The 21574-nt window shown below is 33.2% G+C and carries 19 protein-coding genes and 2 pseudogenes; all 21 read right to left on the bottom strand.

Features of this window, described 5'->3' with window-relative positions; genetic code table 11:
- Positions 1-3: 3 nt before the first annotated feature.
- On the bottom strand, positions 4-690 hold the full coding sequence (mtnN, locus tag KA909_RS09850) for a 5'-methylthioadenosine/S-adenosylhomocysteine nucleosidase (RefSeq protein ID WP_193839270.1): 687 nt from the start codon (positions 688-690) through the stop codon (positions 4-6).
- A 363-nt stretch (positions 691-1053) separates the two neighbouring features.
- Positions 1054-2310, bottom strand: coding sequence for an NRAMP family divalent metal transporter (locus KA909_RS09845; RefSeq protein ID WP_075108361.1), 1257 nt, complete (start codon positions 2308-2310; stop codon positions 1054-1056).
- Between the two features lie 12 nt (positions 2311-2322).
- Positions 2323-3075, bottom strand: coding sequence for a 5-oxoprolinase subunit PxpA (pxpA, locus tag KA909_RS09840; protein WP_075108360.1), 753 nt, complete (start codon positions 3073-3075; stop codon positions 2323-2325).
- Positions 3075-4436: an acetyl-CoA carboxylase biotin carboxylase subunit gene (locus KA909_RS09835; protein ID WP_210130162.1), complete on the bottom strand. Its 1362-nt coding sequence runs from the start codon at positions 4434-4436 to the stop codon at positions 3075-3077. The genes pxpA and KA909_RS09835 overlap by 1 nt, the downstream gene beginning before the upstream one ends.
- A gap of 14 nt (positions 4437-4450) precedes the next feature.
- Positions 4451-4681: pseudogene (locus KA909_RS13860) on the bottom strand (acetyl-CoA carboxylase biotin carboxyl carrier protein); the annotation flags it as partial.
- A gap of 98 nt (positions 4682-4779) precedes the next feature.
- A pseudogene (locus KA909_RS13855) lies at positions 4780-4900 on the bottom strand (acetyl-CoA carboxylase biotin carboxyl carrier protein subunit); the annotation flags it as partial.
- A 7-nt stretch (positions 4901-4907) separates the two neighbouring features.
- A complete protein-coding gene (locus KA909_RS09825; RefSeq protein WP_193839268.1) occupies positions 4908-5909 on the bottom strand; it encodes a 5-oxoprolinase subunit C family protein in 1002 nt (333 codons plus the stop codon).
- The gene (gene pxpB, locus KA909_RS09820) at positions 5899-6627 is read right to left on the bottom strand and encodes a 5-oxoprolinase subunit PxpB (protein ID WP_193839267.1); all 729 of its coding nucleotides are present in this window, start codon (positions 6625-6627) and stop codon (positions 5899-5901) included. The genes KA909_RS09825 and pxpB overlap by 11 nt, the downstream gene beginning before the upstream one ends.
- 619 nt (positions 6628-7246) lie before the next feature.
- Positions 7247-7723, bottom strand: coding sequence for a transcription elongation factor GreA (gene greA, locus KA909_RS09815; protein WP_053029550.1), 477 nt, complete (start codon positions 7721-7723; stop codon positions 7247-7249).
- A gap of 86 nt (positions 7724-7809) precedes the next feature.
- Positions 7810-8433 (bottom strand): uridine kinase, encoded by a 624-nt coding sequence (udk, locus tag KA909_RS09810; protein WP_011275606.1) that lies wholly within the window; start codon positions 8431-8433, stop codon positions 7810-7812.
- The gene (locus KA909_RS09805; RefSeq protein ID WP_193839266.1) at positions 8433-9701 is read right to left on the bottom strand and encodes a peptidase U32 family protein; all 1269 of its coding nucleotides are present in this window, start codon (positions 9699-9701) and stop codon (positions 8433-8435) included. The genes udk and KA909_RS09805 overlap by 1 nt, the downstream gene beginning before the upstream one ends.
- Positions 9702-9716: 15 nt before the next feature.
- Entirely contained in the window at positions 9717-10640 is a 924-nt protein-coding gene (locus KA909_RS09800; RefSeq protein ID WP_075108355.1) for a peptidase U32 family protein, read from the bottom strand.
- A 2-nt stretch (positions 10641-10642) separates the two neighbouring features.
- Positions 10643-11278: an O-methyltransferase gene (locus tag KA909_RS09795; protein WP_193839265.1), complete on the bottom strand. Its 636-nt coding sequence runs from the start codon at positions 11276-11278 to the stop codon at positions 10643-10645.
- 415 nt (positions 11279-11693) lie between these two features.
- Positions 11694-12014, bottom strand: coding sequence for a DUF1292 domain-containing protein (locus KA909_RS09790; protein ID WP_053029554.1), 321 nt, complete (start codon positions 12012-12014; stop codon positions 11694-11696).
- A gap of 13 nt (positions 12015-12027) precedes the next feature.
- The gene (gene ruvX / locus KA909_RS09785) at positions 12028-12456 is read right to left on the bottom strand and encodes a Holliday junction resolvase RuvX (protein WP_075108353.1); all 429 of its coding nucleotides are present in this window, start codon (positions 12454-12456) and stop codon (positions 12028-12030) included.
- A 3-nt stretch (positions 12457-12459) separates the two neighbouring features.
- On the bottom strand, positions 12460-12720 hold the full coding sequence (locus tag KA909_RS09780; RefSeq protein ID WP_011275600.1) for an IreB family regulatory phosphoprotein: 261 nt from the start codon (positions 12718-12720) through the stop codon (positions 12460-12462).
- A gap of 66 nt (positions 12721-12786) precedes the next feature.
- Positions 12787-15417 (bottom strand): alanine--tRNA ligase, encoded by a 2631-nt coding sequence (gene alaS, locus KA909_RS09775; RefSeq protein WP_210130161.1) that lies wholly within the window; start codon positions 15415-15417, stop codon positions 12787-12789.
- A 298-nt stretch (positions 15418-15715) separates the two neighbouring features.
- A complete protein-coding gene (gene recD2, locus KA909_RS09770; RefSeq protein WP_193839263.1) occupies positions 15716-18148 on the bottom strand; it encodes an SF1B family DNA helicase RecD2 in 2433 nt (810 codons plus the stop codon).
- Between the two features lies 1 nt (position 18149).
- A complete protein-coding gene (locus tag KA909_RS09765; RefSeq protein ID WP_193839966.1) occupies positions 18150-18821 on the bottom strand; it encodes a tetratricopeptide repeat protein in 672 nt (223 codons plus the stop codon).
- A gap of 117 nt (positions 18822-18938) precedes the next feature.
- Positions 18939-20051, bottom strand: coding sequence for a tRNA 2-thiouridine(34) synthase MnmA (gene mnmA, locus KA909_RS09760; RefSeq protein WP_053029558.1), 1113 nt, complete (start codon positions 20049-20051; stop codon positions 18939-18941).
- 2 nt (positions 20052-20053) lie between these two features.
- A complete protein-coding gene (locus KA909_RS09755; protein ID WP_053029559.1) occupies positions 20054-21193 on the bottom strand; it encodes a cysteine desulfurase family protein in 1140 nt (379 codons plus the stop codon).
- Between the last annotated feature and the right edge of the window lie 381 nt (positions 21194-21574).

The following is a 21574-nucleotide window of genomic DNA, read 5'->3' as shown; positions in this document are numbered from 1 at the left end:
TATTTATAAAACTTTAATTAATGCTTCAACTATTGAACTTGATGATTTAGCAGCTTTACCGAGGAATTCCTCGAAAGATATATCTGCTTTACCATTCGCTAAATCGGATACTGCACGTGTCACGATAAATGGAACATGAAATTGATAGCATGTCTGTGCAATTGCAGTTGCCTCCATTTCAACAGCCATAGCATTAGGAAATTGTCGTTTTATCGTTAAACGTTGCTCAACGCTTCCAATAAAACTATCACCACTCACAATTTGGCCTATTTTAGCAGTATAATTTTGTTGTTTAATAACTTGTTCAGCTAAGTTTAATAGTTCTTGATTTGACTCAAATTTAGAAGGCATTTGAGGTACTTGTCCAAATTCGTAACCAAATGCAGTTGCATCAACATCATGATATTTTACATCATTACTAATCAACATATCTCCTACAGATAAGCTTTCATCTAGCGCACCGGCAGATCCAGTATTGATAATGAGTCTAGGATTGAATTTCTCAATTAATAATGTTGTTGAAATAGCGGCATTCACTTTACCAATACCACTTTGCGTTAAAACAACTTCTGTTGTATTTAATTTCCCTCTATAAAATTTAACATGTGCAACAGAAATTTCATCCATCTCTGTTAATTTATCTTTTAAAATAGCTACTTCTTCTTCCATAGCTCCTATAATTCCTATCATATTTACACCTCAGTCTTTATCTTAGCAATTGCTATTTTATCATATAATTTCATTCATCACGACAATGTTTCATCACTCCGTATTTAAAATAATAAATTCCTTACACATTCATCTCTTTTTATAAATTTCACAAGTGAAAAAGAGAATAAATGCTACAAAAAAAGAGTGAGATGGAATTCAATTTGAATTCAAAATCTCACCCTTCCTATGTGTAATTTAAATTGAGAAAAGCATACTACCACTAACTTCTCAGCTCAATTTTTCATAGTGAATTTAATCAGATATTTTTATAAAAGTATTAATCTATAACCCAGAATTTTAAGCAAATCTAATGCTATATGTCTTATACCGTATAAAAGCCATTTATCCTTTCCAAAGTGCAGCTAAATCTTGTAATGAGAAGATACCTGTTACAATGGTTACAATAACTGCTACAATACCAAAGATTAGCATCCACGTTGGATGTTTATAATCTCCAACAATATCTTTTTTACGACTTGCAATAAGTATCGCTCCAAGTGTGATAGGTAAAATCCAACCATTAATTGCACCAGCAATAATAAGTAAACTAATAGGTTTACCAATAAATAGGAAAATTAATGTCGAAATTACGATAAAGACGATTACAATTAGATTATTTTTAGTTAATAAAGATTTATGTAATGTTCTTAAGAATGTAGCACTTGTGTATGCTGAGCCAATAACAGAAGACATGGCAGCTGCAAAGATAACGACACCGAAAATATTCTTACCAATCGGTCCAATTGCATGTTCAAAAACTGAAGCAGGTGGATTATCGGCACTTAAAGTTACACCAGTTACAACTACACCTAATACTGCTAAGAATAATAAAGTTCTCATAATACCTGTTGTTAATATACCTGCAATTGCAGAGCGGTTTACAAATGGTAAGAACGCTTTACCCTTCATACCAGAATCTAAAAGTCTATGTGCACCTGCGAAAGTAATATAACCCCCTACAGTACCTCCGACTAATGTAATAATAGGTAAAATTAATTTAACCGGCTGTTCTGGCGCGAATGTGTGTACTAATGCATCACCATATGGCGGGTTTGAAACTACCATAACATATGCAACTACGAGTATCATTACAACCCCTAAAATCATCGAAACAACGTCCATGATCTTTTGACCACTTCTACTAACAAAAATTAAAATAGAGAAAATAGCTGTAATTGCAGCACCCCATTTGATATCTAATCCAAACATAGCGTTTAAGCCTAAGCCTGCACCAGCAATATTACCTATATTAAATGCAAGCCCCCCAAATGCAATCAATATTGAAATTAATGTACCTAAACCAGGCATCACTTTATTTGACACTTCTTGTCCACGTAAACCAGTAACTACAAGGACACGCCAAATATTAATTTGTGCGCCTATATCAATGATAATTGAAATTAATATTGCAAATGCAAAACTAGCATAAAACTCAGCTGTAAATACAGCTGTTTGAGTAAGGAATGCTGGGCCAATAGCAGAAGTTGCCATTAGGAACACAGATCCATATAATAATCGTCTGTGGTTCTTCGTGAATTTAAATTCCTTCTCATTCGGATTTATTTCTTGATTTGGATTTTGATTAAAGTTTTCTCCCATAATTGGTCCCCCTTATAAGGATTGAATATCAATGCCTTCTTTCGTTAATTTTTCTCTAATTTGTGATACAAATTCTAAAGCATGAGCACCATCACCATGCACACAGATCGTATCCGCTTTTAGATTGATTTCTTTTCCATTTTTGCTAACCACTTTGTTTTCAATAACCATTTTTAAAACTTGATCTAACGCTTCTTCAGTGTTAGTGATGACTGCATCTGCCTCTTTACGACTAACGAGTTGACCATTATCTTCATATCGTCTATCAGCAAACACTTCAGATGCAGTGCGTAAACCTAATGCTTCGGCCTCAGTAATTAGTAATGTATTTGACAATCCTACTAAGACAAGTGAAGCATCAAAATCATAAACTGCTTGTGCAATAGCACGCGCAATATTTTGATCTTTAGCCCCCATGTTATACAGTGCGCCGTGTGGTTTTACATGATTAATACGCGTTTGATGTACTTTACAGAAACCATCTAAAGCGCCTAGTTGATAGATAACTAAATTATAAATTTCTTTAGGTGAAATATCCATATTTCGGCGACCAAATCCTTTTAAATCTGGTAATCCTGGATGCGCACCTATTCCTACACCGTTGTCTTTAGCGAGTTTAATAGTGTCATACATCACATTTTCATCACCTGCATGGAAGCCACAAGCAATATTAGCTGAAGTGATTAATGGAATGATTTGATTGTCACCGCCAAATGAATAATTTCCAAATGCTTCGCCTAAGTCACAATTCAAGTCTATGCGCATTATAGCTCCACTCCTTCAATAATTTGATGTTTTTCAAGGAATTTAATATCTACTTCACTAGCATCATCATCTGCATATAATGGGTAATTTAAAACTGCGTATAAAAAGTCAGCAGTTGTTGTAAAGCCTTCAATTACCATTTCATCAAGCGCTACTTTCAATTTGTTAATCGCAGTTTGTCGATCTGTATCTTTAACTATAACCTTTGCGACAAGTGAGTCATAATATGGTGATACTTGGTATCCTGGATATAGTAAAGAATCAACACGAATATTGAACCCTTGAGGTAAATGTAATTTTTTTACTTTACCAGGCGTAGGTTGGAATTTCTTCTCTGGATTTTCAGCATTGATACGCGCTTCGATTACGTGTCCATTGAATACGATGTCATCTTGACCGAAAGGAAGTTTATCATGCTGCATTAAATACAGTTGCGCTTGTAATAAGTCTCTATCAGCACGCATTTCTGTGACAGTATGTTCTACTTGTATACGTGCATTCATTTCTATAAAGTAATGTGCATCTTTTGTAACTAAAAATTCTATTGTACCTGCACTTCGATAATTTGAAGCTTTGGCAACGGCAACTGCATCTGCACAAATTTGTTTTCGTCTTTCCTCTGTTAATGCTGCACAAGGAGACTCTTCAATTAACTTTTGATTTTTGCGTTGTACTGAGCAATCTCGTTCTCCTAAATGTACATAGTTACCTTTTCCATCACCAATGATTTGAACTTCAACGTGTTTTGCTACAGGTATAAAAGCTTCGACATAGACTCTGTCATCATTAAAGTACTTCTGCCCTTCGCTTTTTGCTTCTTTTAATGATTTTTCAAGTTGTTCAGGTTTCTTAACGATACGGATACCTTTACCGCCACCGCCACTAGCTGCTTTTAAAACGACAGGGTAACCAATTTCATCTGCAAGTTGTTTAATTTCTTCCACTGAATTGACAGCACCTGTTGATCCAGGAATGACGGGTACTCCCGCAGCGTCTACTGTTTGACGCGCAGTTATTTTATCACCCATCAGCTCCATTGTTTTTTTACTTGGACCAATGAAATGAATATCATTTTCTTCTACCTTTTCAGCAAAAGTTGTACTTTCTGATAAAAATCCGTACCCTGGATGGATCGCATTCGCACCTGTTATTTCAGCTGCACCAATGATACGTTCAATATTTAAATAACTATCTAAAGGATTGGCTTCTCCAATACAAACTGCTTGATCAGCTAAGCTAACATGTAGACTTTGCTCATCTCCTTTAGCATATATCGCAACAGTCTCTATACCCATTTCACGACAGGCTCTAATAATACGGACTGCAATTTCTCCTCTATTTGCTACTAAACAACGGTACATTTAGCTGTCCCCCTTTATTTAAGTTTAACTAGTACTTGATCATATTCAACATTTGTACCATGATCTGCTACTATTTCAACGACTTCTCCATCTACATCGCTTGTAATTTCATTCATAACTTTCATTGCTTCAACATAACCGATGATATCTCCAGATTTAACTTTATCTCCAACTTTAATTTGAGGATCAGTTAATTCTTTACTATCTTGTAAAAAGAATGTACCAACCATTGGTGAAGCTATTTCTTTAGAAGCATCTTCATTTGAACTAGATTCGACTTGTTGTTGATTATCATTATTCACAGCACTTGTACTTGCTACACTTTGATTAGCAGATTCACTGATTACTTGAGCGCCCTCTGTGAAGTCTAATTCTAGTTCACTTTTATTATCTTTAAATTTAAAGCGTTTTACGCCATTTGATTTAACTAAATTAATAACTTCCTCAATTTTTTTAATATTCATCTTGTTATTACTCCTCTTCAATTAATTTTGCTAATTTTTGTGATGTTGGTCGCATTGAATGCATATTAAATATTGGTGCATTTGTCACAGAGTTCAATTTGTCACTGAACTTTTGATTAAACGACTGCAACATCTCATTTGCTTCATCTACAGAAGTCCATTTGAACTGTATCATATCTCCTGGCTTGAATTGTGCTAGTTTCTTAAGGTCCAATTGACTTACTGTAGCTATCTTTGTATAACCACCGACTGTTTGTTTGTCATTTAATAGAATGATTGGATTCCCATCGTTAGGTACTTGAATACTACCTAATCCTACTGGTTCAGAAATGATATCCGCACCATTTTCAGGTGGAATTTGATTGCCTATAAGTCTATATCCCATACGATCAGATTGATCAGATATTTTATATTCAGATTCAACTAAATTTTTTCGTTTTTCTTCAGAAAAGGCATCAACTTGCGGACCTTCTATAATGTGAATAATATTGTCTTGTTCAACTGCATCATAATCAATTGATTTTCCAAGATTTACTTTATAATTGCTATTTTGCACGACTTGAATATGATCATCTTTTTTCAATGCTCTTCCGTAAAAACCACCCACGCCACTTCTAGTATGCGTTGAATAGCTATCTGCAACTTTTTCAATATCAAGTGAATGACCAAAGAAAATATAGCCACGTGCACCACGTATTACAGGTCCTAATTCAAGGATATCGCCTTTATTTGCCAAGACAACACTGTTATTTGTTATTTTGGCGTTGTTTAATTTTGCATTGAACTGGCCGCCTGTCAATACAAACGTGTTATTTTGAGTGAATTGTATTGTTGGTCCGATAATTGTAAATTCCAAACTTGGACCATCGTTAGCAATCAATTGTCGTCCTAAGTCATAACTAAATTGATCCATAGCACCAGAGCCTGAAAAACCTAAATGTTGAAATCCAAAACGTCCTTTGTCTTGTACCGTGGTGAACAGTCCTGGTTTTATAATTTTAATGCCCATTACACCTCACCCACTTTTCTTTATTAAATTGACCGTCGTTGATTTCTTTTTTAATTTGGTTATACGTTTGCTCGTCAATTGCATAAAATTTAATATAATCACCAGCTTCGTACAATGTCATAGGTTCAGCATATTGATCGAACACTTTTAATGGTGTTCTACCAATAATTTGCCAACCACCCGGTGAATCTGATGGATATAATCCCGTTTGATTATTAGCGATTCCTACAGAACCGGCATTTATCTTAACTCGTGGTTCAGCTCTTCTAGGTGTATGAATACGTTCATCTAACCCACCTAAGAATGGGAAACCTGGCATAAAACCAAGCATATAAACAAGATATTCATTTTCTGTATGAATTTGGATAACTTCCTTTACAGATAAATGATTATGATTTGCTACCTCTTCTAAATCCGGGCCCATCTCAGTATTATATAGTACAGGAATATATATAATATTCTTATTTGAAGTTGAATCAACTTTTGAAAGTTTAAGATTATCTAATTCTAATTTTTCAATTAATTGCTTGTAATCAATTAAATCATTATTAAAATTTATCATAATTGCTCGATAAGACGGGATTACATCCTTAATGTCTGGTATGTTTTTAGACAGAATATATTGAGTAGTTAGATTAACTTCTTGATAATTATCTTCGCTAATCTCTTCTTTGAAATATAGCAATAGCGATTGCTCATTTATAACTTTAACTTCCAACCTATTGCCTCCCTTTTATACTTTCATTTGATTATATTGTATTTCTAAAAGTATTGATTTAACAAAAGTATCAACTTTCAAATTTTTCTATTATGTATAAAAAAATTATAACATTTTCATATCTTAGTTGTTTAATAAGTATTTCAAATTGTGAATAATAAAAAAAGTAAGGCATGATGTAATCGCTTACTTTTATGTATACTTAACAATTCATTCAATTGTATTCACAATGTTATTTAAGCATATAAAACAAAATTTGTCATGAAAAAGTTCAGATTTTCAAATTAATTTGATAAAATATAAATAGATATTCGTTACTTTAAGGATACTTATAGCTTAAATAGTTAAAAATGTAATCAATATAGCAAGCGCGGTCGGATAAACCTTTTAGTTGTTAAAAATAAGTTGAACTTAACCAAAAATGATACAGCATTTGACATTAAAAACGAGAGTGGAACAGAATTTTTTAAATTCAATGTCCTACTCTCGCAAGAATGACTAAAACTGAGAAAAGCTTAATTTAAATGCCCTCTCAGTTTAGTTATTTACTGCCTTTTTTGAAAAAAGCAGTTGTATATTATTGTCTCAGACACAAATTAATCATTGTTATAAATAGAGATTATTTGATATCTACGATTTTAACGTTAATTTCTCCACCGTTTGGTAAAGGCACACGTACTTCATCTTTTAAACTTTTACCAATTAATGCTTTAGCCATAGGTGATTCGTTTGAGATTTTGCCGTTAAATGCATCTGCTTCAGCAGAACCAACGATTTGGTAACTTTCTTCTTCATCTCCAGGTAACTCAATAAAAGTTACAGTTTTACCAATTTGAACAACATTATTATCACCTGTATCTTCAATGATTAATGCATATCTAAGCATATGCTCGATACGTTGAATGTCTTGTTCAATGAATCCTTGTTCATCTTTAGCAGCATCGTACTCAGAGTTCTCAGAAAGGTCACCAAATGAACGTGCCACTTTAATTTTTTCTACAACTTCAGGACGTTTAACCGTTTTTAATTCTTCTAATTCTTTTTCTAATTGTTCATAACCCTCTTGAGTCATTGGATATTGTTTTTGATTTTCCATTATGTCATCTTCCTTTTTCAGTTAATATGTTTGCGTCAATTAAAATTTATTGAATACATTTATTTTTAATATACATTGTAACTTACTTATTGTTTACTAACCAATGTTTGAATTTTTGTTGTCATAATATCTATTGCTACTTTATTACTTCCACCTTCTGGAATAATAATGTCAGCATATTTCTTTGTTGGTTCAATGAATTGATTGTGCATTGGTTTAACAACATTTAAATATTGGTTAATTACCGATTCCATTGATCGACCACGCTCTTTAGTATCACGTACGAGTCGTCTTAGAATTCTTAAGTCTGCATCAGTATCAACGTATATTTTGACATCCATCATATCACGAAGTGTTTTATTTTCTAAAGCAAATATACCTTCTACGATAATAACATCTTTAGGTTCAAATGCAATGGTTTCATTACTTCGTGTATGATTTGTGTAATCGTACGTTGGAACTTCAACTGCATGACCATTACGTAAATCCTTTAAATTTTCAATGAGCAAATCATTGTCAAAGGCAAAGGGATGGTCATAATTTGTTTCAAGACGCTCTTCAAAAGTTAAATGTGATTGGTCTTTATAATAATAATCTTGAGCAAGAAGTGCAACACTATGTCCTTCTAAATTTTTCATGATTTCATTAGTAACTGTTGTCTTACCAGATCCAGAGCCACCGGCAATACCAATAATTGTTGTGTTTGCCATTATCTAATTTCCTTTCTCATCATGTTCTTAGGGTAAATTGGATGATCTACCTTAATTTGTACAATTTGAAGTGGATGACGTGCAGCATCTAATTGATTGCCTTCCTCATCGTATATGGCATCAATCACTTGTCTAAAGCTTTCAATTTCAGGTCCAAAGAATTCAATTTCTTGACCAGGTTTAAAGTGATTTCTTTGTTGAATAGTAGCAATTTGTGTTGCCTCATCATAATCTAATACTAATCCACAAAAATCATAAGGTGATTTTTTATTTTGCTGAACACCAAACATTTGCTCTTCATAACCTGGTGTACCTTCAAAGAAAGCTGGCGCTGTATCTCTATTAGCACATTTATCTAATTCTATTAACCATTCAGGATTTATTTTAAAGTGCTCTGGATCTTCAGCATAGGCATCAATTACTTTTCGATAAACTGAAACTACAGTAGCAATATAATGTATCGATTTCATACGACCTTCTATTTTAAGGGAGTCAATGCCAATATCCATCATTTGTGGTATGGATTCGATTAATTTTAAATCTTTAGGACTCATAGCGAATGGGATAACGTCGCCCTCTTGATAATAAAGATCTAAATCACCATCATTATCAACCTCTAACAAATCATAATCCCAACGACAACTTTGACAACACCCTCCTCTATTAGAGTCTCTCGCTGTCATGTGATTACTAAGTGTACAACGACCTGAATAGGCAATACACATAGCACCATGGATGAAAGCCTCAATTTCAATGTCAACATTCTCTTTCATTTCCTTCATTTCCATAGCGCCTGTTTCACGAGCTAATACCACTCGGTCTAATCCTTCTTCTTTCCAGAATTCTACAGCTTTAGTATTAGATAATGATTGTTGTGTTGATAAGTGTATTTCTAATTTTGGTGCAACTTGCTTACAAGTTTCTATGATTAAAGGGTCTGCTACAATAATACCTGTAGCTCCAGTTTTTTCTAATTCAATTAGATACGATTCCAACCCATCAATATTTTCATCATGTGCAATAATGTTAGTAGTCACGTATATTTTAGCATTATATTGATTTGCAAATTCAACGCCCTCTTTAATTTCAGCCATTGTAAAATTATCAGCGTTAGAACGTAGACCATATTCTTGGCCACCTAAAAATACGGCATCTGCACCATAATGAACAGCAATTTTTAATTTCTCCAAATTACCAGCAGGCGCTAATAATTCAGGTTTTTTGATTTTACTTTTTACTTGAGATTGAACGTCAGTTAAAGTTTTCAAGTTTAGCGCCTCCTTTTAATATACGGTTTGTTTATACAAGAATCCTTCGTCAAATGGACGATGTTCTGGTTGAATGTCTTCAATTGGGTCTACTAGCATAAATTTTTCGTCTTCATATGCTTCAGGATCTTCATTGTATAAATCAATCGCTTCTCTGTATTGAGCTGTAACAACGTTGATATATTCTTCACTCTGTAATATACCGTCAATCTTAAATGAATCAATACCAGCTTCAAACAATGGTTCAAGTTCTTCGATTAAACAGATGTCATTCGGAGACATGATATGTGTGCCATTAAAATCCTCAAATACAGGATATTTATTATCACGTTCTTCGTCATAGAGTAATAGTTCACGTTCATCATTTTCACGTTTAATCTTCATTTGTCTATCTTGAAATGTATAATAGTTTCCAAGTAACATCCGTTTAGATTGGAACATACATGTCATCCCATGGACTTGAACTTCAATTTCGACATTTGCATTCTCTTTAATATTTATAATTTCATCTAAGTTTAATTCTCTGGCAAGAAGTGCACGTTTCGCACCGCGTTTACCCCAATAGTTACATTGGAAATAGTTGGTAACAATTGTTTCGGCATCCCAATTTAAAGGTATGGGATTTTGTTGATTTTTTACGTACATAACAACTGCAGGATCGCCAAAGATAATACGATCCACATTGATTTCGTGTAAGAAATTAATGTAGTCTTCCAATGCGTTTAAATGATAGTTATGGAAAATACCATTTACAGCGACATAGATTTTTTTATCATGTTCATGTGCTAATTTAATTGCTTTTTTTATATCTTCTCGATTAAATTCTCCCGGTAATCGTAACCCAAATTTTTGCTCACCAATGACAAAGGCATCCGCGCCAATATCGATTAGTGTTTCTAAATGTGTTAAAGATTTAGGAGTAACGAGTAATTCCGTCATAATTATTCTCCTTTAATTGAAATAGCTAACCCATCATCCATATTGATAAAATTTGTACTGTAATTTTTTTGATTCATTAACCATTCATTAAATTTTTGGACTTTTTTCACCATTTGCTTAACATTTCTGGAACGAACAATATCTATGTTCGATACAAAACCGTGATATAAAACATTATCTGTAATCACTAGTCCACCTTTTTTTAATAATGGTGTATAATATTCAAAAAATTTCTTAGATTGCGCTTTAGCTGCATCAATAAAGATAATATCATATACTTTGTCATCGACTTGACTATATTGCTCTAAGGCATTGCCTTCTATTAATCGTATTTGTGATGAATAACCATAAGTTTCAAAATTTGTTTTAGCTTGCGTAATCATTTTCTCATCACGTTCTATTGTTGTAATTTGAATGTCATCTGATACCGATGCAAAATGCATTGAACTATAACCTATCGCAGTACCAATTTCCAATATATTTTTTGCACCATGGATTCGAATTAATTGTTTGATCATTTCTAGAGATAATCTGTCTACAATTGGTACAGCATTCTCTTCTGCATAGCTTCTTAATGATTCAATCTGATTATCTGTTTTAGATTGTATCTCCAATAAATATTGCTGATTAGCTTCCATTTACTTACTTCCTTTTTTAAGACAAAATGACATTAAAAAATAAACCAGTCTCTATTAAATTAAGTTTTAATCACCGATGACTTATAAATAACCTAAATCAAATGACGTCAACTCATGTGTATAATTGTATGACTGATTTAAATATTTATTAAAATACTTGTCTAGTTATAAGAATTTAACTTTAAATATTTTATCACATATTTGATTGTAAATTAAGGTGTAACAAGTAAAAAAACATGATTTTGTCAATCAAAAAGGAGCAGAAAAGAATTCGCTTTGAATTCTTTATCCACTCCCACTACAACATTATTGAGTTAACTCAGCTAAACATATGCACTAAGATTGTTCAATTCATAATTACGAATTGACTATTTAACTTCCATTCATCTATAAATGTGAAGAATGAATGCATCATTTACTCTTCCATATTTGTATTTACTACTTCTTCAATCATGTCCCATTCTTCATCTGTTTCGATAGGTACTAATTTACCACCATCGCCTGATTCATCAGGTTCATTTATCATTGGAATAAGTTCAATCATATCATCGTCGTCTGATTGTGCGCCCTCTTCTGCTAAGATAACATATTCCTTTTTGAATTCTGGATGGTAAAATTCTAACATTTTTCGATATAAAACTTCATTACCATTTTCATCAAATAAAGTTAATAATTCTTCTTCATTGCTAATATCTAATTCTACGTCATGGTTATGGTCATGATTATGTTCAGTCATCTTTATATCTCCTTTATTGGATTGAGTCTAAATAGCCTTGCAATATAAATACTGCTGCCATTTTATCAATTACTTTTTTTCTTTTTTGTCTTGAAACATCTGCTTCAAGTAATGAACGCTCTGCTGCCATAGTACTTAATCGTTCATCCCACATTATAATCTCTATATCAGGTAAGCTTTCTTGAAGCAACTCCTTATATTTTAACGAAGCTTCTCCACGAAAGCCAATAGAATTATTCATATTCTTTGGTAAACCAATCACTACAGAACCAACATGATGTTCTTTAATGATAGCTACTAATTGATCTATACCGAAATCTTCTTGTTCCTCGTTAATTCTTAGAGTGTCCAATCCTTGGGCAGTCCAACCCATTAAATCGCTAATAGCAATGCCAACTGTTTTACTACCTACATCTAAACCTAAAATTTTATGCGTTAACATGGACTATTTCTTGTTCTCTTTTAAGTAATTTGAAACGAGTTCTTCCATAATAACGTCACGATCAATGTGTCGAATCTGATTTCTAGCATCATTTTGACGAGGTATATAGGCTGGATCTCCAGAGAGTAAATACCCAACGATTTGATTGACAGCATTGTAACCACGTTCTTCTAATGTTCGGTGTACATTATTTAACACAGTTTCGACATTATCTTTAGGAATTTCTTCATAGTCAAACTTCATAGTTTTATCAATATTATCCATAGGTGCGACACTCCTCTATAACGGTTTATCTTACATACACCAATTTTACACTAGTTGATTACAAAGTTATAGTTTTTTAATGTAATCTTTAATAAAGCGTAATGCTTCTGAGATATTTTCAGGTTGCGTACCGCCACCTTGAGCCATATCAGGGCGACCGCCACCTTTACCACCAACGATAGGTGCCATATTTTTAATAATATCCCCAGCTTTGATGCTGTCAGTTTGTTCTTTAGGTACAGTTGCGATTAATGACACTTTATCTCCTAAATTACTTGCTAAGATAATGATAGCATCTTGTTGTTTAGATTTAAAATCATCCATTGTTTGTCTGATTTCTTTAGCATTTGATACCTCGACTTCTGTAGCTAATACTTTAAATCCATTTATATCTTCAATTTGTTCCTCAATATTACCCATCTTAAGTGCTGTAATTTCTTTGTTGCGTTGCTCTAATTGTTTATGAAGTTGTTTTTCTTCTTCTTGTAATTGTACAATTTTATCAAAAACTTGATTGTCAGATTTTACTTTAACTTGATCTTTAACAGCATTAAATTTCGTTTGAATATTCTCTAAATAAAGGAATGCTGACTTACCAGTCAATGCTTCAATACGTCTAACACCCGCACCTGTTCCTGACTCGCTAACAATTTTGAAAAGACCAATTTCAGCAGTGTTACTTACGTGAATACCACCACATAGTTCTATTGAAAATGGCGCCATATTTACAACGCGTACAATATCACCGTATTTTTCACCGAATAAAGCCATAGCACCCATTTGTTTAGCTTCATCAATTGGCATTTCTTGAATATTAACTGAAATACCTCTCCAAATTTCTTCGTTAACACGTCTCTCAACACGATCTATTTCTTCTTGACTCATAGGACCAAAATGTGAGAAGTCAAAGCGTAATCGTTCACTTTCGACTAAAGAACCAGCTTGGTTAACATGTTCTCCTAGTACCTCTTTTAAAGCAGCGTGAAGTAAGTGAGTGGCACTGTGATTTTTTTGAATATCTTTTCTTTCATCTCTATTTACACTTGCATCTACATTACTATTAATAGTAACTTGGCCGAATTGGACTACACCTTGATGTAAATTTTGACCATTAGGTGCTTTAGTTACTTCGGTTACTTCTATTTCAAAGTTTTCATTGCCTACGGTTCCTTTATCCGCTACTTGTCCACCACTAACTGCATAAAATGGTGTTTCTTCCAAAATGAAGTAAACTGTTTCTCCAGGCTCAGCACTTTCAACTGATTCACCATTATAAATTAAATCTGTTAATGTTGTTTGATAATCTGTCGTTTCATAGCCAACGAATTTACTATTTGTAGTAATATTTTTGAGCACTTCACTTTGAATTTGCATTGATTGTGAACTTTGACGTGCTTCTCGAGCTCGTGTACGTTGTTGTTCCATTTCTACTTCAAATGTAGCCATATCTACAGAAATGCCTTCTTGACTAGCTAATTCTTCAGTTAATTCAATTGGGAAACCATACGTATCATATAATTTAAAAGCATCTGATCCGTTAATTTCGTTTGTTGAATCTTTGGCTTTAGCTAGTAAATTATTTAAAATTGCTAAACCTTCTTGAAGTGTTTCGTGGAAACGTTCTTCTTCAGATTTAATTACACGTTTAATAAAATCTGCTTTTTCTTTAACATTAGGGTAATAAGGTTCCATAATGTCTGCAACAATATCAACCAATTTATACATAAACGGTTCATTAATGTCTAATGTTTGACTGAATCGAACCGCTCTACGTAGAAGTCGACGTAATACATAGCCTCTTCCTTCGTTTGCAGGTAATGCACCATCAGCTATTGCAAATGCAATCGTACGAATATGGTCTGCGATGACTTTAAATGCTATATCATGCTCACTATTTTCTAAATACGTTTTGCCAGCGACATTTTCAACTTCATTAATAATTGGCATGAATAAGTCTGTTTCGTAATTAGTACGTACATTTTGAGACACTGATGCCATACGTTCAAGACCCATACCAGTATCAATATTTTTATTTGGAAGTGGTGTATACGTATTGTCTTTATTATGATTAAATTCACTAAAGACTAAATTCCATACTTCTAAATATCTTTCATTTTCTCCACCTGGATACATTTCTTCGGCTGGATCATCTTGTCCATATTCGTCTCCACGGTCATAGAAAATTTCAGTATTTGGACCAGAAGGACCTTCACCAATATCCCAGAAGTTACCCTCAATTCTGATAATGCGACTTTCTTCTAAGCCAATTTCTTCATTCCAAATACGATAAGCTTCTGTATCTTCTGGATGAATAGTGACATATAATTTTTCTGGTTCCATTCCCATCCATTTTTCACTTGTTAAAAACTCCCATGCAAAATGAATAGCTTCTTTTTTGAAATAATCGCCGATTGAAAAGTTACCTAGCATTTCAAAAAATGTATGATGTCTTGCAGTAAATCCAACATTTTCGATATCGTTGGTTCTGATTGCTTTTTGAGAATTAACAATTCTAGGCTTTCTAGGTGTTTCTCTGCCATCAAAATATTTTTTTAACGTTGCTACACCAGAATTAATCCATAATAATGAATCATCATCAATCGGTACTAATGGTGCTGAAGGTTCAACCATATGTCCTTTTTCAACAAAGAAATCAATATATTTTTGACGAATTTCACTAGCCTTTAAATTTTTCATTATTTACACTCCTATTTCACCAATTTATTAAGAAAATAAAACAAAAAACGTTCATCCTCAAAAAAGGGACGAACGTTCTCGCGGTACCACCCTAGTTATAAATGGTCTACCCTTAACCGATAAAATATCGTTAGGCAGAAGACAATTATCACTCAAATTCAATATGAAAATAACATGAAGTAGCGTTCAACAATATACATTGCACTTTACACCAACCAGTACATCTCTATATAAGTATGTATTGTCTACTCATCTTCATGCGAACTTAAGATTATTTTAAGTATTTTCAAGCTAAATGTCAACGCTCAGCAAAATCGTATGGGGATACATCACCCATATTAATCATTGGATTAATTTGATATATTGTAGATTCGCTTAAAATAATTTCTTTTTCCTCTACTTCTAAATTCAACTTTTCATCTGTATCTATTGATGAATTATCATTATTTTGATGACGGTTAGCATGATTATTATCAATTTCAAAATAGCTTAAAATTAATTGGCAAAGTTGCGTCTGACGTATTTGACCTTGGGTGTTTAAACCTATATCGAATGCCTTAGGATCACCGAGTAAAACAAGTGATTGTTTTGCCCTAGTGAGTCCTGTATACAAAATAGGTCTCTGCAACATTCTAAAATACTGCTTTACAATTGGCATGATGACTATCGGAAATTCAGAACCCTGTGATTTATGGATAGATGTACAATAAGCATGTGTTAATTCAAGTAAATCCTGTCTTGTGAAGGTGATTTCATTCCCCTCAAAGTCTACTACAAGCACATCTTTGTTAAGTGCATTTTCTTTTGCCCAAAAGATTCCAACTATAACACCAATATCACCATTAAATATATTATCGTTAGGTCGATTGACTAATTGTAATACTTTATCCCCTTTACGAAATTTGATATCACCGAACTCTATTTCGCGCGTATCATCTTCCTTAGGGTTTAATATATCCTGCAACACTTGATTTAATCGTTTTATACCTGCACTACCTTTATACATCGGTGCTAACACCTGAATATCACTCATGTCATACCCTTTATTTACAGCACTTGATACTACTTTCTCAACAACTGAAGGTATTTGTTCTACGCCACAATTAATAAAACTTCTATCATGATAACGTTGTGAAATATCGATAGGTTCCCCATGCTTCATTCGGTGTGCTAAATCAATGATACTAGAGCCATCTTGTTGACGGTAAACTTCAGTTAAATTTACACGTGGAATTGCTTTAGAATCGATTAGATCTTTAAATACTTGCCCTGGTCCAACTGATGGCAATTGATCTTCGTCACCAACAAATACCACCTGTGCATCTAATGGCACTGCACTTAGAAACTGATGAAATAACCAAGTATCCACCATCGACATTTCGTCAATAATGATAAGTTTAGCTTTTATTTCATTATCTAATATATCTTCAGGTTGAGTATCCTGATTCCACCCAATTAAGCGATGTATTGTCATCGCTTCAAGTCCTGTTGACTCTTGTAAACGCTTAGATGCACGACCAGTTGGTGCAGCTAAAACGACTGGATAATCATCATCTTGATAATCAGAATAATTTAACGATAGGCCATGTATTTCAGCATATAATTCAACAATTCCTTTGATTACCGTTGTCTTTCCTGTACCAGGGCCTCCTGTCAATAGCATAATTTTAGAATTAATAGCAGTTTGCAAAGCTTCTTTTTGCGATGGTGCATAATTGACATTATTGCTATCTTCTATTTCCCCTATATGCAATTGTAAATCAGATTGTTCTATTTCTTTTAACTTGTTCTTATAGGTTTGAATGCGATATAAATTTTGAACACTTTTCAATTCAGAATAATATAAACTAGGAATAGCAACACGATGATTATCAAGAATTAATTTGCTTTCTTCTGATAAATTTTGTAGAACATCTTCTAATTGTTGTTGCTCTATGGCCTCACCTTGCTGTTTGTTACTTAGAATTTGTTGCGTTACGTCGATGATATAGTCATTTGATAAATATGTGTGACCTTGCTTAATGCATTCTTCTTCAAGTGTATATAACAATCCAGCTTTTAATCTTTCTTGATCATTAAAGGCAATCCCATTATTTCGCGCTAAAATATCAGCCTTTTGAAAACCAATTCCTTTAACATCATATACGAGTTGATATGGATTATTCTCAAGTACTTGAAGGGTGTCAGATTGATAAAATTGATAAATCGCCATTGATAATTTAGGTCCAAAGCCTAAATCATGTAGTCGAATCATAATTTTTTCGGACTCTTGATTGGCATTGATTTGATCAGCAATCTGCTTTTGTTTCTTTTTAGGTAAATTGGAAACTTTTTCTAAAACAGATGCATCAGACATAATATCATTGATCGCATTTTCACCAAGCGTGTTCACTATATTTTGAGCAGTCTTTTTTCCTATACCTTTAAACAAATCACTCGATAGATATGTAATGATTGCATCTTTAGTTTGTGGTACTTCTTTCTCAAACGTATCAGCCTTCAGTTGCTTACCGTAACGTGGATGCTCTACAACTTGACCTTTAAAAGTGTATACGTCTCCTTCAACAATATTTGGAAAGAACCCTACAACAGTTGGTAAATTACCAAATGATTCATTTGTTTCAATTGTATCCACTTTTATCACTGTATAAAAATTATCATTATTCTGAAATAAAATAGCATCTACAGTACCTTTAATCATTGAATAATCAAATAGTGTAGGGTCTGACATATTACTCCTCCTCGTTCTTTATTGCTTCAAAGGTCTTCTTAGCATGTTGGCTTAATAGGTGTTCTGGATCAATAGATATAGCCTTATCAAAATATGATATAGCTAATTCAACATCTTCTGTATGCATATATATAGCTAAACCAAGATTATATAGTGCATCTACATGTTGTGAGTTTATTGATAGCACTAACTTTAATTGTTGAATAGCTTGTTCAAACATTTCTAAATGACATAATGCTAACCCATATTGAAATTGAACTTCAGCATCACGATTAGGTTCTAATTCTGCTGCAGTCATAAAGAAAGGTAATGATTCTTTAGGTGCATCTAATTGATTAAATGACATCCCAATCATGTAATTCGTATCTATTTTATCCATATCGTATTTAGATGCTAATTGATATAGCTTAATGGCATCGCGGTATTTACCTTGATCATAGTATAGATTAGCTAAATTATAATATACAGGTCCATTTTTATCATCAATTGCAAGTGCTCTTTGGAAAAATCTTTCAGCCTTTTCCACTTCATTAACGTCAGCGAGTACGATTCCTGCATTAATATAATTTTCAATTGTATTCGGTTCTTCTTCTATGTTTTCGAATAGTGCTTTTAATGCATCTTCAAGTTGACCGTCCTGAATCCATTTATAAATGGTTTCTTGTTTCGTTATCATATTTTCACCCAATTCTTTAATCATCGTTTGTATTGATTTAAACGTAAAAATAAAGATGGAGTAGTATGTGAAATCTTAGATGATTTCATTACACTCCACCCTTTGTTTTTTTAATTAAACAACATAACTCAATTGACCTGTTGTTTTAAATACATCATCGATTGTTGCGCCACCTAAACAAACTTCCTCATCGTAAAATACAACCGCTTGTCCTGGCGTTATCGCACGTACTGGTTCATCAAATGTTACACGTAAGGCATCCTGACTTTCACGTTTAACAAACACTTTGGTATCTTTTTGGCGATATCTAAATTTAGCAGTACATTCAAATCCATTTTCTAAATCAACTGGATTAACGAATGAGAAATCAGATGCAATAAGATAATCACTATAGAGTGCATCATGATGGAAACCTTGTTCAACATATAAAATATTATCTTTTAAATTCTTGCCAACTACAAACCATGGATCACCGTCTCCGCCAATTCCAAGACCATGTCTTTGACCAATAGTGTAATACATTAATCCACTATGCATACCTTTCTTTTCTCCATCCAATGTACGCATTTCTCCAGATTGAGCCGGTAAATATTGTGATAGGAATGTTTTAAAATTACGTTCTCCAATAAAACATATGCCAGTTGAGTCTTTCTTCTTAGCCGTTGCTAAATCTTGTTCTTCAGCAATTTTTCGAACTTCTTTTTTCTCAATATCACCAATTGGGAACATCACTTTTGATAATTGTTGTTGTGACAATTGATTTAAGAAATAGGTTTGATCTTTATTATTATCAATACCTCTTAACATTTCCACATGACCATCGTCATGACGACGTATTCTTGCATAATGTCCAGTTGCGACATAATCAGCGCCTAATTTAAGTGCATGCTCTAAAAATGCTTTAAATTTAATTTCTTTATTACACATAACATCCGGATTAGGTGTACGTCCTTTTTTATATTCATCTAGGAAATAAGTGAAGACTTTATCCCAATATTCCTGTTCAAAATTAACTGCATAATATGGGATACCAATTTGATTACATACTGCGATGACATCATTATAATCTTCAGTTGCTGTACAAACACCATTCTCATCAGTGTCGTCCCAGTTTTTCATAAATATTCCAATAACATCATACCCTTGTTCTTTTAAAACATGGGCAGTGACTGAACTATCAACTCCACCAGACATACCAACAACTACACGTATATCTTTGTTTGACACATTTATTCCTCCTTAAATTTATGATATATTTTATGAATTTCAGCAACGATATATTTAATTTCTTGTTCAGTTGTTAATTCGTTAAAACTAAATCTTACAGAGTGTTTCGCACGCTCTTCATCTTCATACATTGCTGCTAGAACATGTGAAGGTGTAGTTGAGCCAGCTGTACAAGCTGAACCCGACGATACATAAATATTTGCTAAATCCAGAAGTGTTAACATCGTTTCCACATCTATAAATGGGAAATACAAATTGAGTATATGACCAGTTGTGTCTACCATTGAACCATTGACCTCAAACGGTATTGCTCGTTCTTGCAAACTAACTAGAAATAATTCCTTTAACTGCATTAAATGTAAATTATTTTGATCTCTATTATCATTTGCTAGTGCTAACGCTTTAGTTAAGCCTACAATTTGTGCCACATTTTCTGTACCGGCACGTCTTTTAGTTTCTTGTTCCCCACCTAACTGTGAATACACAATTGGTGTTTGGTCTCTAACTAATAGTACACCCACGCCTTTTGGACCACCAAATTTATGCGCCGTTAAACTCAAAGTATCCATTTTAAAATCTTCAAAGCTGACATCTAAATGTCCAATTGCTTGAACAGCGTCAACATGCAACAAAGCATTCGATTCGCTAACGATATCTTCAATATCATACATTGGTTCTACAGTTCCAACTTCATTATTAACAAACATTATCGAAACTAAGATTGTATCACTCGTTAATGCTTCTTTAAGTTGATCTAAATCCACTGTACCTGTATCATCGACATCTAGATAAGTCACATCAAAGCCTTCTTTTTCTAATTGTTCAAAGACGTGTAGAACTGAATGATGCTCGATTTTAGTAGTGATAATGTGATTTCCAAGATGCTGATTGGCATAGACTAACCCTTTGATAGCAGTATTATTTGATTCAGTAGCGCCACTTGTAAATATAACTTCACTTGGCTTTGCATTTAGTAAGTTAGCAACTGTTCTTCTTGATTCATCTAAATAACGACGTGCGTCTCTTCCAATTGAATGAATAGATGATGGATTTCCGAAATGTGACTTGTAAATTGCCATCATTTCTTCTACAACCTCTGGTTTGACCGGTGTAGTTGCAGCATAATCTGCATATACTTCCATTATTAAGTACACTCCTCACAATATTATCAATGTTCCTATAATAGCACCTGTAAACAATTTTTTCTATATAGTTGTTTATAAACATATAACGTTCTATTAATTTTCATTTTAACATTCAATTAGAAACAAATTTAACCCATTCAATAATAAATTTGTAAAAATGGAATTAATAATACGAATAGACGCAACATTTTTATCTATTCACGTTATAAATATATAAAGTGAGATGGGAGTGGGACAGAATTCTTTTAAATTCGTCGTCCACTCCCAGCTTGCTTTGCTTGTAGAATTTCTTAGTGAAATTCTCTTTGCTGGGGCCTCGTAAGCAAGGATAACTGGAAGTGAGAAAAGTTTGCTTTAAGCGCCTTTTCAGTTCAGTCA

The sequence above is a fragment of the Staphylococcus sp. GDX8P54P genome (assembly GCF_017893165.1).
In the GTDB taxonomy this organism is placed as follows: Bacteria; Bacillota; Bacilli; order Staphylococcales; family Staphylococcaceae; genus Staphylococcus; species Staphylococcus borealis.
Note: the sequence above shows the minus strand (reverse complement) of the source record. Positions and strands in the feature narration are given on the sequence as shown.

Excerpts from the sequence above, each read along its gene's own strand:
- mtnN (WP_193839270.1), bottom strand. The coding sequence starts at position 690 with ATGATAGGAATTATAGGAGCTATGGAAGAAGAAGTAGCTATTTTAAAA.
- KA909_RS09845 (WP_075108361.1), bottom strand. The coding sequence starts at position 2,310 with ATGGGAGAAAACTTTAATCAAAATCCAAATCAAGAAATAAATCCGAAT.
- pxpA (WP_075108360.1), bottom strand. The coding sequence starts at position 3,075 with ATGCGCATAGACTTGAATTGTGACTTAGGCGAAGCATTTGGAAATTAT.
- KA909_RS09835 (WP_210130162.1), bottom strand. The coding sequence starts at position 4,436 with ATGTACCGTTGTTTAGTAGCAAATAGAGGAGAAATTGCAGTCCGTATT.
- KA909_RS09825 (WP_193839268.1), bottom strand. The coding sequence starts at position 5,909 with ATGGGCATTAAAATTATAAAACCAGGACTGTTCACCACGGTACAAGAC.
- greA (WP_053029550.1), bottom strand. The coding sequence starts at position 7,723 with ATGGAAAATCAAAAACAATATCCAATGACTCAAGAGGGTTATGAACAA.
- udk (WP_011275606.1), bottom strand. The coding sequence starts at position 8,433 with ATGGCAAACACAACAATTATTGGTATTGCCGGTGGCTCTGGATCTGGT.
- KA909_RS09800 (WP_075108355.1), bottom strand. The coding sequence starts at position 10,640 with ATGACGGAATTACTCGTTACTCCTAAATCTTTAACACATTTAGAAACA.
- KA909_RS09795 (WP_193839265.1), bottom strand. The coding sequence starts at position 11,278 with ATGGAAGCTAATCAGCAATATTTATTGGAGATACAATCTAAAACAGAT.
- KA909_RS09790 (WP_053029554.1), bottom strand. The coding sequence starts at position 12,014 with ATGACTGAACATAATCATGACCATAACCATGACGTAGAATTAGATATT.
- ruvX (WP_075108353.1), bottom strand. The coding sequence starts at position 12,456 with ATGTTAACGCATAAAATTTTAGGTTTAGATGTAGGTAGTAAAACAGTT.
- KA909_RS09780 (WP_011275600.1), bottom strand. The coding sequence starts at position 12,720 with ATGGATAATATTGATAAAACTATGAAGTTTGACTATGAAGAAATTCCT.
- alaS (WP_210130161.1), bottom strand. The coding sequence starts at position 15,417 with ATGAAAAATTTAAAGGCTAGTGAAATTCGTCAAAAATATATTGATTTC.
- recD2 (WP_193839263.1), bottom strand. The coding sequence starts at position 18,148 with ATGTCAGACCCTACACTATTTGATTATTCAATGATTAAAGGTACTGTA.
- KA909_RS09755 (WP_053029559.1), bottom strand. The coding sequence starts at position 21,193 with ATGGAAGTATATGCAGATTATGCTGCAACTACACCGGTCAAACCAGAG.